Annotated in this window: 12 protein-coding genes; 8 read left to right on the top strand and 4 right to left on the bottom strand. The window is 66.6% G+C overall.

All coding sequences use genetic code 11. The features are described 5' to 3' along the window. Together LR394_RS40475 and LR394_RS40470 are read left to right on the top strand one after the other, a co-directional pair. Positions 1-612 (top strand): ATP-binding protein (locus tag LR394_RS40475; protein ID WP_231450038.1); only part of this gene is annotated, 612 nt, incomplete at its 5' end. Between the two features lie 344 nt (positions 613-956). Next, positions 957-2,156 carry an ABC transporter substrate-binding protein gene (locus LR394_RS40470; protein WP_231450037.1) on the top strand — a complete coding sequence of 400 codons (1,200 nt, stop codon included), beginning with the start codon at positions 957-959 and terminating at the stop codon, positions 2,154-2,156. Between the two features lie 523 nt (positions 2,157-2,679). Here LR394_RS40470 and LR394_RS40465 read toward each other — a convergent pair. Together LR394_RS40465 and LR394_RS40460 are read right to left on the bottom strand one after the other, a co-directional pair. Next, entirely contained in the window at positions 2,680-3,681 is a 1,002-nt protein-coding gene (locus LR394_RS40465; protein WP_231450036.1) for an LLM class flavin-dependent oxidoreductase, read from the bottom strand. Between the two features lie 246 nt (positions 3,682-3,927). Further along, positions 3,928-4,794: a mycofactocin-coupled SDR family oxidoreductase gene (locus LR394_RS40460; RefSeq protein ID WP_231450035.1), complete on the bottom strand. Its 867-nt coding sequence runs from the start codon at positions 4,792-4,794 to the stop codon at positions 3,928-3,930. A 95-nt stretch (positions 4,795-4,889) separates the two neighbouring features. On the opposite strand from LR394_RS40460, the gene LR394_RS40455 reads away from it, so the two are divergent. Next, positions 4,890-5,483, top strand: coding sequence for a TetR/AcrR family transcriptional regulator (locus tag LR394_RS40455; protein ID WP_231450034.1), 594 nt, complete (start codon positions 4,890-4,892; stop codon positions 5,481-5,483). Between the two features lie 240 nt (positions 5,484-5,723). Here the strand turns inward: LR394_RS40455 and LR394_RS40450 are convergent, their stop codons facing one another. After that, the gene (locus LR394_RS40450; protein WP_231450033.1) at positions 5,724-6,860 is read right to left on the bottom strand and encodes a LacI family DNA-binding transcriptional regulator; all 1,137 of its coding nucleotides are present in this window, start codon (positions 6,858-6,860) and stop codon (positions 5,724-5,726) included. Positions 6,861-7,493: 633 nt separating this feature from the next. Between LR394_RS40450 and LR394_RS40445 the strand changes: the two genes are divergently transcribed. The 5 genes from LR394_RS40445 (at position 7,494) to LR394_RS40425 (ending at position 13,742) form a co-directional block, all read left to right on the top strand. Then, the gene (locus LR394_RS40445) at positions 7,494-8,777 is read left to right on the top strand and encodes an extracellular solute-binding protein (RefSeq protein WP_231450032.1); all 1,284 of its coding nucleotides are present in this window, start codon (positions 7,494-7,496) and stop codon (positions 8,775-8,777) included. Further along, positions 8,774-9,691, top strand: coding sequence for a carbohydrate ABC transporter permease (locus tag LR394_RS40440; RefSeq protein ID WP_231450031.1), 918 nt, complete (start codon positions 8,774-8,776; stop codon positions 9,689-9,691). Before LR394_RS40445 ends, LR394_RS40440 begins: the two co-directional genes overlap by 4 nt. Position 9,692: 1 nt before the next feature. Further along, entirely contained in the window at positions 9,693-10,613 is a 921-nt protein-coding gene (locus LR394_RS40435; protein ID WP_231450030.1) for a carbohydrate ABC transporter permease, read from the top strand. A 138-nt stretch (positions 10,614-10,751) separates the two neighbouring features. Continuing rightward, a complete protein-coding gene (locus LR394_RS40430; protein ID WP_231450029.1) occupies positions 10,752-12,719 on the top strand; it encodes a right-handed parallel beta-helix repeat-containing protein in 1,968 nt (655 codons plus the stop codon). A 279-nt stretch (positions 12,720-12,998) separates the two neighbouring features. After that, a complete protein-coding gene (locus LR394_RS40425) occupies positions 12,999-13,742 on the top strand; it encodes an SDR family oxidoreductase (RefSeq protein WP_231450028.1) in 744 nt (247 codons plus the stop codon). A 50-nt stretch (positions 13,743-13,792) separates the two neighbouring features. On the opposite strand, the gene LR394_RS40420 is transcribed toward LR394_RS40425, so the two are convergent. Beyond that, on the bottom strand, positions 13,793-14,801 hold a 1,009-nt coding region (locus LR394_RS40420), incomplete at its 5' end, for an IS3 family transposase (protein WP_331283143.1).

Below are 14,801 nucleotides of genomic sequence, written 5' to 3'. Positions count from 1 at the left end.
CCCCCCCCCCCCCCCCGCCCCCCCCCCCCCCCCCGCCGCAAACGCGCGGCGTTCCCCACCGGTAAGACCTTCGGTGACTGGGACGAGGCCAAATCGTCCATCCCGCGGGCAACGCAGGACGCCCTCAAGGCCCTCGAATGGATCGGGCGCCGCGAGAACCTCTCCATCTGCGGGCCTTCCGGCACCGGCAAGTCCCACTTCAGCGAAGCCATCGGACAGGCCGCGATCGAGGCCGGGATGAGCGTTGCCTGGTTCACCATCGAAGACCTCGGCGTCCTGGTCCGCCGCCACCGCGCCGACGACTCCATCGCCCGAGCCCTGAACCGGATCATCCGCTCCGACCTCATCATCGTCGATGACATCGGCCTGCTCCCGGTCTCACCCGACGCCGCCGAAGGCTTCTACCGCCTCGTCGATGCCGCCTACGAACGCCGATCCGTGGCCGTCAGCAGCAACCTGCACCCCTCCGGCTTCGACGAGATCATGCCAAAAACCCTCGCCACCGCAACCGTTGACCGGCTCCTGCACCACGCCCACATCGTCGTAACCGACGGTGACAGCTACCGACTCGCCCAGGCCACCACCGGCCAAGGCGTCAAGCCCTTCAGCTAACCCAACCCACCCCAGGCCGGGGAGATATCTGGCCGCCGTTGGGGAGAACTACCTGGCCGCCAGCGGGGAGGAAAACTGGCCGCCTACGGGGACGAACGCTTGGCCGTTGACAGAAACACACCAGTAGTTTTCGAGCTACGCGTAGATCCCTCAGCCAGGTCATGCCAGCACTCGCCCTCGTCGGATTAGTCGTCCTTTCCTACTCGACACCACGACACCGAAGCTTATGAACGCACATGATCTCCTTCGGAAGTTCGCGAACGAGGTCATGTTCCGTCACTCAGGCCCGATACAGATCCTGAGGGCCTGCGGTTGGCGCGGCCCCGGGCGTGGCTGGAGGAAATGTGTCCCGAGATCTCTCGCGCGGGCCCCTCGCCGGTGGCCGGATCAGCCGCCGAGCACTTCTCACCGCGGGTGCTGCCGCCGTCGGAATCGGAGCGGCCGGTATCGGCGCCGGCCGTGCGCGCGCCACCGGGGACAAGAACACCACGACACTGCGCCTACTCACCTGGGACAGCTACCACCAGGAGCCCTGGCTGCGGCAGTTCCATGAGCAGACCGGAATCCGCGTCGTCGCCGAGAGCGCCACCTCTCCGACCCAGATGCTCGAGGTCGTCACTGCCGAACCCGACGCCTACGACCTCGTCCTGGCGACCACCGGCATGTACGACTCCTACGTCAGCGCAGGACTCTTGACGGCGATCGACGAGAGCCGGATCCCGGGCCTGGACACCATGATCGATCTGGGCTTCGACTGGAGAAGCACCGCGACCATCGACGAACGCCTGTACGGGGTTGTCTACAACTGGGGAACACAGCCACTGGCGTACTCGCCCGAGATCCTCACGAACGCGGCGGCCGATCCCTACCGGGACGACAACGGCGTGGTCCTCGACTGGACCATCCTGTGGGACAAGGCCTTTGAAGGACAGGTCTCCCTGTTCGACGATGTAGTCGGGGTCTTACCCATGGTCGCTCTCGCCGCAGGGGTAGCCGATCCCTACAACTTCACGGAGGACGACTTCCGGACGGTGCGCCAGTGGCTGAAGCGTCTGGTTCCCCAGGTTGCCTCCCTGGCCAGCGGCATCGATGACCAGACCGATGACTTCCGTGAGGGGACCGTCAGGCTCGGATACCTGAACAACATCGCCACGGTCGCTTCTCTGGCCTCCGACGACATCCCTCTCAACGTCACCAACACCCCGGCTGCCGGGATGCCGGCCTGGACCGACAGTTACGCGGTGACCCAGCGCGGAGCTCAGCACCTCGACGAGGTGTACGAGTTCATCTCGCACACCTTGAAAACCCCCTGGCAGGCCAGGCTCGTGGGTCAGACCGGCAACAGCGGTGTGCTGAGCTACCAGCAGGCCATCTCGCCCGCCGCGCAGGACGCCGGCCTGACCGCCGAACAGATCGCCTCAACCATCATCCCGGCCACTCAGGTGGGCGAGGAGTTCTTCGGCAGTCTTCGCTTCTACGAGGCGGTCGAGAACATGGAACGCCGCCAGCAACTGTGGGCGGAGTTCACCGCGGCGCTGGGATAGTTCCCGCAACAAGAGCCTGACTGCTTCGCTTAGCAACGCCGACCACTCAGCAGTGGCCACGCCCCAAGCCCACACTCCACCGGTAAAGCCGCCCAGGCCGACCTTGTGATCACCTGACGACATCGCCTACGGCGGAGCGCAGCCCATGGGCGCCAGTGAGCAGGATGGACGTCGTGCCGATCCCGGCAACTCGCAGATCGTTCACAGCTCAGATAACGACCCCAAGACGTAACGAGCCCTCCCCGAGTCCGGACCGGGCCCGGGGTCCGGGGTCCGGGGTCCGGGGTCCGGGGTCCGGGGTCCGGGGTCCGGGGTCCGGGGTCCGGGGTCCGGGGTCCGGGGTCCGGGCACGCCATATCAGCGGCCTGGCAGCAGTCAATGGCAGCGCAACGGCACCCCACAGGATTGGGCTTGGAGATCGGCGCAGGCACCCCGTTTCACAAGAGTTCCTGCGCCGGAACCTCTTCAGATTCAGCCCGGTCCTGTTGGTCCCGTCCGATCCTGTCCGGTCCCAGGTTGTGTCTTACGGCGATGAGTGTGAGCGCTGAAGTCTCGGTAGGACCTGGTGCGCGAACTCGGTGACCTGTTCAGGTTCTCGCCCGGGAACCGGCAGAAGGATGATGCGGTCCACCCCAGCTGCGGCAAGAGCTTCGACGGCATGAGCACACTCCTGTGCGGTACCGATGGCACCGAGCTGAGTGATCCATTCCGGCTCCAGCGCCGCCGCCCGATCGTGGGGCGTGTGCGCCCGTTCCAGACGCTCGGCCAGCTCCGCGGCGAAGGGCAGGTCGTGCAGCTGCCGCGGGAGCTCGGGGTCGGCCAGGTTCTCGCTCAGGAGCTCGCGGACGGATGCTTGCGCCCGCCTGGGATCCTCATCGATGGACAGCCACATGTAGGCGGCCACCTGCGGATCCGCACGCCCGGCAGCAGACGCTGCGGCCTGGGCCACAGCCTTCGACCGAGCCACGAACCCGGGCGTGGCCGGTTCGGCCAGGAGCACCCCTGAGCACAGCCGACCGGCCAGCTCCAGAGATTTCGGGCCACGCACCCCCGCATACACAGGAGGGGGCACGGCCGGAGGCCGGTTCAGACGCACCCCGTCGGCGCTGGCGTAGCGGCCCTGCACGTGCACCTCCTCCCCCGCCAGGAGACCTGAGACGATCTCTACCGTCTCCTGCAACGCGGTGAGCGGTGAGGCCACCCGCTCACCCACCTCCTGCATCCAGCTCTGGACGCCATGCCCAATGCCCGGAACGACGCGGCCCGGGTACACCCGTTCCAGGGTGGCCAGTTCCATGGCCAGATAGGCCGGGGTCCGGACCCGTGAGGCGAAGATGCCTACCCCGACCTGCATCCTCTCGGTGGCGGACAAGGCCAGCGCGGCCGCGCTGATCCCACCGGTGAATGGCAGATCCTCCACGACCCAGGCCTCGTCGTAACCGAGCTGTTCCAGATGCCGGGCATAGGGGGCAATGTTCTCGGGCGCGAAGGTGCGGTCGATACGCACGCCCACGGAATACGTCATGGGACAGTCTCCATCAAGGACTCCTTCAACGATGCGCAGCCCGTCGGACTGCACGTCAGGACCACACGGGTCAGCGACATCACCAGGCGCTGCAGGCCGCGCCCCGAAGCCCACCACCTCGTCGTGCCGGGCATCAGGACGCCTCCGCCGCCGTGGCTCACACTGGCGCAGACTCATGAAACATGCCCTGACACATGGGCTGGGGCAAGGCCTGCAGCGTTCATCGGCGCACGCGCCATGGTGTTCTCAGGCAGGGGCTCCGGAGGTCATCGATGTGAGCAGGGCGCCGGCGTCCACCCTCAGTTGCGCCCCGGTGACGTAGCGGGCCCCGTCGGAGGCCAGGAAGAGCACGGCCTCGGAGATGTCACGCGGATCGAGCGTCTGCACCGGGATCTTGTGCATCGACCCGAAAGCGGGCTGCGCGTCCTCACGGGTCGGGTTCTCCAGGTCTGGCCGGAAGAGCCGGTACATGGACTCGTTCTGCAGCATGTCGGTGTCGATGTTTCCCGGGTGCACGGCATTGACCCGGATCGATCGGGGCGCCAGGTTCAGCGCGAGATTGTGCACCAGCCGCGCCACAGACTGTTTGGCGTACCCGTAACCACTGGCGCCAGGCCCTGCCGAGGGGCTGTCCATACTTCCCGGCATCATCGCGGCCATCGAGCCGATGCACACGATCGAGGCGCCCGACTGCAGGTGAGGGTAGGCCGCCTGGAGAGTGTTCACCACACCGGAGAGATTCGTACCGACGGTCTCGAACCAGGCCATCATCTCGATGTCCGGACCGATCGGGCTGATACCGGCATTGGCGACCACGACATCCAGGTGCCCGAGCTCGGCCACGGCCGAGTCCACGAATGCGGTCAGCGCCGCGCGGTCTCGCACGTCGGCTGCCCCGGCGACGACACGGCGGTCGAGGGCCTCGATGAGCCGCACGGTCTCGGCCAGATCGGCCGGGGTGCCCATCACGTGATTGACGGTCTCCAACTGCTCGCAGATATCGACCGCGATGATGTCCGCACCCTCTTCGGCAAGCCGGACCGCGTGACTACGACCCTGCCCCTTCGCGGCACCGGTCACCAGTACCACCTTGCCGTTCATCCGTCCCGCCATTGGGCGCTCCTCGACTCGTAACGCTCGACCCGACCTGACCGACCATTGTGGTCGGTATTAAAACCATACAGGTCGGTGGACTCTAGACTGGGCCGATGCCTGGCCCCTTCCGTTTTCTGGCTGACGAACAGATCCTCGAGGCGGCAGCCGGTCTCTTCGCCCGCCACGGCTTCACGCAGACCTCGGTCCAGCGGGTCGCGACGGCCGTCGGGCTGTCCAAGACCGGCCTCCTGCATCACTTCCCTTCCAAGGACGCGCTAGCCGAGGCGGTCACCGAACGATCGATTGCGCTGATGAGCGAGGTACTCGAGGCCGTCCGCGCGCTGCCGACCGGACCGGAGCGTGATCGCCTAGCCCTGACACTCCTGGTGGATCAGGCCATGTCCCGCCCGGGCCTGACGGCGTTCTCCCTCAATCACATCACCACCGGCTCGCGTCCCACCGCGAGCGACCATCACCTGATCCTCGAAGCGTTCGGCCTATCAGCCGACTCCGGCCTGTCCGAGCGTCGCCTGCGCGTCATCGGAGCCTTGGGCGCCCTGGCCATCGCCAGCCTGACAGTCGTCGGGACCGGCCAGGCCGGCAACTGGCGCTCCCACATCGTCGCCACCGCCTACGACGCTCTGGGCCACGACCAGGCCTCACGAACAACGCCGAAACAGGCCAAACGCCCAGGGGCCGGAAGCTGAACGGCCCGCCACGGCCCGGACACAACTGCCTGCAGCCTGGAGGCCGAACCGCGCTCGACCCGCGCCCTGACCTGCGGGCCTCGTGGCCCATCAGCTCACAAGCCGTGGGCCGAGGGCTACGGCCAGGACACGCTTCACACCGGCCCCGACAGGAGAAATCTCCGCTCTGGCCGTCACCTGTGTCCTTCCTCCTCAGCGCCCCCACCCTCCAGGGCAGCCCCACCGCCTACGAGACCGAGATCAGCTGCCAGGAGCGTGCACTGGAGCAGCAGTCGTGTCCCGAACCACGAGACGGGTCGCCAGCTCTATGCGCTTGGTGGCCATGTCCTCCCCGCGGATACGGCGCAGCAGCGTGGTGACCGCGGTGCGGCCCATGTCCGAGATGGGCTGATGCACCGTGGTCAGCGGCGGCGTGCTGGTAGCGGCCAGCAGTGAGTCGTCGAAGCCCACCACGCTCAGGTCGCCAGGCACACTCAGGCCCAGTCGCCGGGCCGCTTCCAGGGCACCGATCGCGCAGGGATCACTGCCGGCGAAAATAGCTGTCGGGCGCCGGTGCGGGGGTTCGCCCAGCAGCTGGGTGGCTGCGGCCAGGCCGTGCTCGAAGGTGTAGCTGCCGTGCGGCACCGAGTCCAGGTCGGCCCTCAGGCCCGCTTCGGACATAGCCGCCGCCCAGCCGTGAGCTCTGACAACGTCGCAGCGCGCCCGGCCTGGTCCGCCAAGGTACTGGATACGCCGGTGCCCGAGACCGAGCAGGTGCTGAGTGGCTGCGTAGGCCCCGGCCCAGTTGGTGGCCCCGATACTCCAGGTCGAATCGCGGGGAACGTCCACCGGGTCGATGAGCACCATCGGTAGGCCCTGGGCATCCAGGGCCGCCTCCCGCGCCGCAGAGTAGGCACTGGTCACCTCAATGACCCCGCCCCTGCCGATCTGAGCCACCTGCCCGGCCCACGTCCGAGGCGATCTGTCCACGACCGCCTCGATGCTACGCAACACCAGCGCCACCCCGTTCTCGGCCGCAGCCTGCATCGCACCGACCAGCACCAGCGTCAGGTACGGGTTGGACACGCTCAGCGGATCCACCACGATCTCAATACTCACTTCCGAGACCGCCGGCCCCGGGGCAGGGTTCTGACCAGCACGCTTCCCCACCGGGCTGACATACCCCAGTTCGTGAATGACTGCCTGGACCCGGGCACGAGTGCCGTCCCCCACCCCCACACGCCCGTTGATCACCTTCGAGACCGTGGCGATCGAGACCCCAGCCGCCCGGGCCACCGCCGTCAGCGTCGGCCCCTTCCTCCCAGGCTCCCCCGAGTCACGCTCCGGCCGGTCCGACAACGCCTCTGCTCCCACGCTCGCGCTCACCTTCGCGTCCATCTCCCGGTCCACATTGACCCGCCTGTTCACCCACGCCGCAGCTACACCCGCCGATCCCTCCGGCCGCCCCATCCACCAGCCCACCGGCCGGCAGACCGACAGACCGACAGACCGAGTAACTGACACCGTCCTGCCTGCCACCGAGACACGCTGCTCACGATGAGGGTTCCCATCATCACGCGGGCCGTTGCAGCTCTGCCGCGAGGCCGCCCACCGCCCGTGCCGAAGATCGGCCACCGCCGGGGGCCGTCCACCCCGCCCGGAAAACAATCCCTTGTCACGAAACTTTTCGCGGATTCGGCTGCCAGCACCAGCCAGCCCCGAACGCCATCTCCCGACGAAAATCGCAACAAGCAACAGGTGTAGGCGCAAGCAGTTCGAAGGGCCGGATCTCTTGACAGGCCAGGAGCAAGAATCTTAGCTTGACATCACCTCCCGATCACGAAAACTTTCGCAGCTTTTCGCGTTGTTGGCAAGTGTCGGTGAGACTTACTCGTGGCCGGTGAGCCGGCCCCGTCCCCGGAGGTCAATGTGGATCGAAGGACTCTGTTCGCGCGCTCGGCTGAAGCGGCACGCCCGGGCGCGGCCGGCGCCGCGGTGCCAGGTCTGTCGCGGCGACGTGTTCTGGGCCTGATGGCTGGGATTCCGCTGGCCGGGCTGTCCCTGGCGGCCTGTGGCAGCGCCGGTCCTGGCTCCAGCAGCGCATCGACCGGTGCCACGTACTGGTCGCTGACCGGCCAGCCGCAGGAGGGCATCCGCCAGGCGACGGTCGAGCGGTTCAACGCCGCGAATCCGGACAGCACCATCGCCACCACGGTGTTTCAGAACGACGCCTACAAGACCAAGATCAAGACTGCACTCGGCGCGGGCGAGGCGCCGACCATCATCTACGGGTGGGGAGGCGGAGGCCTTCGCACCTATGTCCAGGCAGATCAGGTCGAGGACCTCACCGACTGGTTCGCTCAGGACCCGCAACTGAAGGATCGCCTGTTCGCGTCCTCGTTCGCCGCGGCGACGGTGGACCAGAAGATCTACGCGGTCCCGTGCGAGGCTGTGGCCCCCATCGTCCTGTTCTACAACAAGGCTCTCTTCGCCAAGGTCGGGGTCCAGCCTCCGAAGACCTGGGACGAGGTGCTGGCCCTGGTGCCGGCCTTCAACTCCCAGGGCATCGCGCCGTTCTCGCTGGGTGGGCAGTCACGCTGGACGAACATGATGTGGCTGGAGTTCCTGTTCGACCGGATCGGTGGCCCGGAACTGTTCGAGTCCATCTACGCCGGTAACAAGGACGCCTGGAATGCACCGGCCTCACTCCAGGCCCTGAGCGAGGTGCAGAAGCTGGTGAAGGCCAACGGCTTCATCAAGGGATTCTCCTCCATCACCGCCGACTCCAACGCCGACCAGGCCCTGCTGTACTCGGACAAGGCCGCCATGATGCTGCACGGCGCCTGGACCTACGCCCAGATGAAGGACAGCGCACCCGACTTCGTCGCCAAGGACCTCGGTTTCGTCAACTTCCCCACCGTCACGGGCGGAAAGGGCGACCCGAGCAACACCGTCGGCAACCCCGGCCAGTACCTGTCCATCTCGGCCAAGGCCAGCGACACCGAAAAGGATGTGGCCAAGAAGTTCCTGTCCACCACCCTGCTGGACACCACCGAGCAGAAGGCCTGGATCGACAGCGGCAACATTCCCGTCGTCAACGGCTCCGACTCCCTCATCGGTGATTCCCCCGACGCCGCCTGGCTGCAGTTCGTCTACCAGACCTCCAGCCAGGCATCTACTTTCGTCCAGTCATGGGACCAGGCCCTCAGCCCCGCCTCAGCCGAGGTCCTGCTGGACAACATCGCCAAGCTCTTCCAGCTCTCGATCAGCCCCGAGCAGTTCGCGACCAGCATGAACGCGGTGCTCGGCCAATGACCACCCCCGCTCCCAGCCCCAGCAGAAGCTCCAGCAGTTCCCCGGCCGGCCAGCAGTCCCTGACGTGGTTCGCGTTACCGGCGCTGATTTTCGTGGTCATCTTCGGGGTGGTGCCGTTGGTGGGGATCGTGGCCCTGTCGTTCACCACGTGGGACGGGATCGGCTCGGTCTCCGCCAACGGCCTGAGCAACTGGAAGGACGTGATCACCGACCCGGGCATGCCGAAAGCCCTGTGGGTCACGTTCCTGGTGATGGCCCTGTCCTGGCTGGTCCAGACCCCCATGAGTCTGCTCATCGGGGTGTTCCTGGCCGGCCACCAGCGCTACCGCGCCCTGCTGGCCGTGATCTACTTCGTCCCGCTCCTGCTGTCCTCAGCAGCCATCGCGATCACCTGGAAAGCCTTGCTGGATCCCAACTTCGGCCTGGGAACCGGCCTGGGGATCGGGCTGCTCAACCAGGACTGGCTCGGCAAGGGCCCGCTGGCCCTGAGCATCGTCATCTTCATCGTCGCCTGGCAGTTCGTGCCGTTCCACTCCCTCATCTACCAAGGCGGCGTGCGCCAGATCCCCGCCTCGCTCTACGAAGCCGCACAACTGGACGGCGCCGGGCGCATCCGGCAGTTCTTCTCCATCACCCTGCCCCAGCTGAAGTTCACCATCATCACCTCCTCGACCCTCATGGTCGTGGGCTCCCTGACCTTCTTCGACCTCATCTTCGTCCTCACCGCCGGAGGCCCCGGTGACGCCACCCGAGTCCTGGCCCTGGACATGTACATCCGGGGCTTCCGCGGCAACCTCATGGGACCAGCCAGCGTCATCGCGGTCATCCTCGTCCTCGTCGGCCTGAGCCTGGCCCTTCTCCTGCGACGCCTGGGCGGCACCAACAACAACGAATCCATGCTCGAGGGAGCCTGAGATGAGCCCCACCACCACAGCTCCCGCACCCGGCACCACCCCGCCCACCGCCACCCAGCAACACAACGACCACACCACCAACAGACTCCGCAGGCTCGGCAGGCTCCGACAGGTCAACTGGGCCGGAGCCAGCGCCGCCTGGTTCTGGCTCCTGGTCGTGGCCCTGCCCCTTTACTGGATCGTGGCCACCAGCTTCAAGGAGCAGGCCTCCTACTTCGGGTCCAACCCCCTGTCCCCGCCCAGCTCCCCCACCCTGGAGAACTACCGCCTCGTCATCGAGTCCGACTTCGTCCGCTACTTCATCAACAGCACGATCGTCGCGCTCGGCACCGTCGTGCCGGCCGTGCTCGTCTCGTTCATGGCAGCCTTCGCCATCGTCCGCGACGGCAGCAACCGGTTCCTGCGGGCCACCAACGGACTGTTCCTGGCCGGGCTCGCCATCCCCCTGCAAGCCACCATCATCCCCGTCTACCTGATCATCATCCGGCTGCACCTGTACGACAGCCTCCTGGCGATCATCCTTCCCTCCATCGCCTTCGCCATCCCGCTGTCAGTCCTGGTCCTGTCCAACTTCATCCGCGACGTGCCCAAGGAACTGTTCGAATCCATGCGCCTGGACGGCTGCACGGACTGGATGACGATGTGGCGCCTGGCCTTCCCCCTGGTCCGTCCTGCCCTGGTCACCGTGTCGATCTACAACGGACTCACCGTGTGGAACGGTTTTCTCCTGCCCCTGGTCCTGACCCAGAGCCCGACTCAGCGCACCCTGCCCCTGGCCCTGTGGACCTTTCAGGGCCAGTACGGCGTCAACGTCCCGGCGGTCCTGGCCTCCGTCGTCCTGACCACCGTGCCGATCCTCGTCCTGTACGCCCTGGGACGTCGCCAGATGCTCTCCGGCCTCACCGCCGGCATCGGCAAATAGACCGCCACCCCGAAACGAACCCGTTTTATCCCCCAGGCACGCAGCGCCCTCATCAACCCCCACACCCGCTAAAGGGCAGGCCTTTTCGAGGCTCGCCGCCACGAACCCACGGTCCCCGCAGACCATGAAGGACGATTCATGCCCACCACGTTCCATGTTGCCGTTTCCGGATCCGACACCGGCGACGGTTCACAGGCCCGCCCCTTGCGGAGCATCAACCAGGCGGCCGCGACTGCGCAGGCCGGGGACACCGTCCTGGTCCACGAAGGCGAATACCGTGAATGGGTCCGCCCCCGCCACTCAGGCCTGAGCGACCAGCGCCGCATCACCTACCAGGCCGCCCCCGGCGAGCACGTGGTCATCAAGGGATCCGAACGCGTCACCGGATGGGAGCCCACCGAGGGACACGTCTGGAAAGCCACGCTCCCCAACACGCTCTTCGGCAGCTTCAACCCCTTCGCCGAGAAGATCGCCGGGGACTGGCTCGTCACCGGATCCGACGGTGCCCCCGTTCCCCACCTTGGCGAGGTCTACCTCAACGGCACCAGCTTCTACGAGGTCTACAGCCCCGCGGATGTCTCCTCGCCCATCGGGCACACCGACGTCCTCGACCACTGGACCGGAACCCTCGACCACGTCCGCAACCCCGAGCAGACCCGGTACGTCTGGTACGCCGAGGTCACGACCGACACCACGACCGTGTGGGCCAACTTCCAGGGCGCCGACCCCAACACCGAACTCGTCGAGATCAACGTGCGCCGCTCGGTGTTCTACCCCGAAGCGCACCACCTCGACTACATCACCGTGCGCGGCTTCGAGATGGCCCACGCCGCCAGCCCGTGGGCCCCGCCCACCGCCGATCAGCCCGGCCTGATCGGACCCAACTGGGCCAAAGGATGGATCATCGAGGACAACATCATCCACGATGCCAAGTGCTCAGCCATCTCCCTGGGCAAAGAGGCCTCCACCGGGCACAACTACTCCACCCAGCGCGGGGACAAGCCCGGATACCAGTACCAACTCGAATCAGTCTTCGCGGCCCACCAGATCGGCTGGGACCGCGAGCATGTCGGCTCCCACATCGTGCGCTCCAACACCATCTACGACTGCGGCCAGAACGCCATCGTCGGGCACCTGGGATGTGTCTTCTCCACCATCGAGGACAACCACATCTACAACATCGCGCTCAAACGCGAGTACTACGGTTACGAAATCGCCGGTATCAAACTGCACGCCGCCATCGACGTCACCATCCGGCACAACCGCATCCACGACTGCTCCCTGGGCACCTGGCTGGACTGGCAGACCCAAGGCACACGCATCACCCGCAACATCTTCTACTCCAACAACCGCGACCTGTTCGTCGAAGTCAGCCACGGCCCCTACCTCGCCGACCACAACATCTTCGCCTCCCCCGCCTCCCTCGAGCTCTTCAGCCAGGGCGGCGCCCTGGTCAACAACCTCGTCGCCGGCACCCTCCAACTCGAACCGGTCATGGACCGCGCCACCCCCTACCACCGCCCCCACAGCACCCAGGTCGCCGGGTACGCCGTGATCTACGGCGGCGACGACCGCTTCGTCGGGAACCTGTTCATCGGCTCACAACGCCCGGCCTACGGCCCGAAAGCCGAAAAGACCAACCCAGCGGTCTGCGGCACCTCCGGCTACAACGGCCACCCCGCCTCCTTCGAGGAATACCTCCAGCGCCTCGAGCAGCAGCCGCCCGGCGACCACGAACGCTTCCTCACCGTCAAGCAGCCCCTCTACGCCCGCCATAACACCTACCTCGCCGGCGCCAGCGCCTTCGCCGGCGAAACCAGCCCCCTCGTAGCCGGACACGCCACCATCACCATCGACGACACCGGCACCGAGGTCTTCCTCGACCTGGACCTGCCCGAGGAGTTCGAGCACTCCCACGCCCCGCTGACCGAGGGCCGCGACCTCGAACGCGTCCGGTTCACAGACGCCGACTTCGAAGAGCCCGACGGCACACCCGCCCGCATCGACACCGATCTCATCGGTGCCGTCAAGACCTCCCCCGGCCGCTACCCCGCCGGGCCCCTCACCCGCCTCAACCCCGGACACTCCCGCGTACGCATCTGGTAGCGCCCCGGCCGAAGACAGGCCAGCAACGCCCGACCTCGACAGCCCACACCAGCAGTAGCACCGGGCCATGAGAACCACACAGCACCACATCGGGCTGAACCGCACGGTCCCGAGCCCCATCGCAGGGCTCTGGGTCGTTCCACTCACTCGTCAGCCCCAGCCAAAAGAGAGGGTGACTGGAACGGCCCTGGCCCCAGCACTGCACGCCCGTCGCGGGCAGTCCACGCACCCCGTCTACCCCGCCCGCATCCGGGCGTACCAATGCTCAGGAGGAGCATCGTGTCCATCGAACAGCGCGACATCAGCGGCCAAGTCATTGTCCTGACCGGCGCCGGTTCCGGAATCGGTGCCGTCACCGCCCGAGAACTCCTTGCTGCAGGCGCCAACCTCGTAGTCGGTGACCTGCACGCCCAGCGCCTCCAGGCCCTGGTGCAGGAGCACCCCGATCGTGTCGTCGCCGTCGCCGGTGACGTCGGCGACCCTGCGACCTCACGACAGCTCATCGACGCCGGCACCGAACGCTGGTCACGAGTGGACAGCGTTATCGCCAATGCCGGCGTCGGCTTCTACGGGGGCCTGCATGACTACACCGAACAACAGATCCAGCTCATGCTCTCCACCAACGTCCTCGGCACCATCTGGCTGGCCCGCGCCGCTATCGAGCACTACCGACAGCACACCCGCGCAGGAGACATCACCATCATCGGATCAGTCGCCGGCCTGGGAACCGGAGGCGGCAACGAGTCCGTCTACGCCGCCACCAAGGCAGCCCAGATCCAGTTCGGAATCTCCCTGGACCGCGAAGTACGCGCGGAGAACATCCGCGTTACCGTCCTTGCCCCTGCCGGTGTCAACACCCACTTCGCCGCCGCCACCGGACGATTCGGCGACACCCCACCCGAACAAGGACAGTTCCTGCAACCCGAGGACGTCGCTCACGCCATCGTCACCACCTTGCGTCAACCCCGCCGCATGCGCACCTCCATGTGGAGCATGTGGAGCCTCGCAGAAGCCAACGGGTAGGGTCCCCAACGCCCACCACCACACTGAACCGCCCCGGAGTGTCCGGAGACTCAAGCGGTTGACGGCAGCAGCGTAGCCAAGGCCGGGTGGGTTCCGTAATGGATCTGCTCAAGCTCGGCTGGGGTGAGGTCGCTGCAGGCGCCGTGCAGCCTTCGGTGGTTGTGCCAATCGACCCACTCCAGCGTGGCCAGTTCGACGTCGTCCCAGCCTTTCCAGGGCCCTTGTGGATGGATGAGCTCGGTCTTGTAGAGGCCGATCTCGCTCTCGGCCAGGGCGTTGTCGTAGGCATCGCCCACGGTCCCGACCGAGGGCAGGATGTCGTGCTCGGCCAGGCGCTCGGTCATGGCCAGCGCAAGATATTGCGACCCGGCATCCGTGTGGTGCCGTAGCCCGGTCAGGTCGCCCACGCCCTGTCGGCCGCGGGTCCACATCGCCATCTCCAGGGCATCCAGGACCAGCTCAACGCGCTTGTTCGTGGAGGCCCGCCAGCCCAGGATCCGGCGCGAGTACGCGTCGATCACGAAGGCCACATAGACCGTCCCGGACCACGTCGCGACATACGTAAAGTCTGCCACCCACAACGAATCCGGCCGCGCGGGCGTGAACTGGCGATCGACCAGATCCGGCGGCTTGGGCGCTGTCGGGTCGCTGATCGTGGTTCGAGGCTTCTTCCCACCCCGGCGGGCGCCTTCGATTCCCATGAACCTCATGAGCCGCTCGATCGTGCACCGGGCCACCGGGATGCCTTCTCGGTTGAGTTGCAGCCAGATCTTCTTCGCCCCGTAAACCCGGTAGTTCGCGGTGAAGACCCGGTGGATCTCGTTGCACATCAGAGCATCACGCCACTCAGCGTCGGACAGGCAGCCGTCCATGACACGGGCGCGGTGCTCGTAGTAGGTGCTCGGGGCGATCGGCGTTCCGTACTCGGCCAGCACGGCGCAGATCGGTTCGACTCCCCAGGCCAGCTCCATCACCGCGCCAGCCGGGCCACCCTCGATCTGGGTGACCCGGCCGACGTACTCAGCAACGAAACGGACTAGTACTTGCGTGGCCGGTCGG

Source organism: Kineosporia babensis (genome assembly GCF_021129305.1).
Lineage (GTDB): Bacteria > Actinomycetota > Actinomycetes > Actinomycetales > Kineosporiaceae > Kineosporia > Kineosporia babensis.
Note: the sequence above shows the minus strand (reverse complement) of the source record. Positions and strands in the feature narration are given on the sequence as shown.

Bases quoted from the DNA above. Each gene is read 5' to 3' on its own strand.
- LR394_RS40440 (WP_231450031.1), top strand. From the start codon at position 8,774: ATGACCACCCCCGCTCCCAGCCCCAGCAGAAGCTCCAGCAGTTCCCCG.
- LR394_RS40435 (WP_231450030.1), top strand. From the start codon at position 9,693: ATGAGCCCCACCACCACAGCTCCCGCACCCGGCACCACCCCGCCCACC.
- LR394_RS40430 (WP_231450029.1), top strand. From the start codon at position 10,752: ATGCCCACCACGTTCCATGTTGCCGTTTCCGGATCCGACACCGGCGAC.
- LR394_RS40460 (WP_231450035.1), bottom strand. From the start codon at position 4,794: ATGGCGGGACGGATGAACGGCAAGGTGGTACTGGTGACCGGTGCCGCG.
- LR394_RS40445 (WP_231450032.1), top strand. From the start codon at position 7,494: ATGGCTGGGATTCCGCTGGCCGGGCTGTCCCTGGCGGCCTGTGGCAGC.
- LR394_RS40450 (WP_231450033.1), bottom strand. From the start codon at position 6,860: ATGGACGCGAAGGTGAGCGCGAGCGTGGGAGCAGAGGCGTTGTCGGAC.
- LR394_RS40455 (WP_231450034.1), top strand. From the start codon at position 4,890: ATGCCTGGCCCCTTCCGTTTTCTGGCTGACGAACAGATCCTCGAGGCG.
- LR394_RS40465 (WP_231450036.1), bottom strand. From the start codon at position 3,681: ATGACGTATTCCGTGGGCGTGCGTATCGACCGCACCTTCGCGCCCGAG.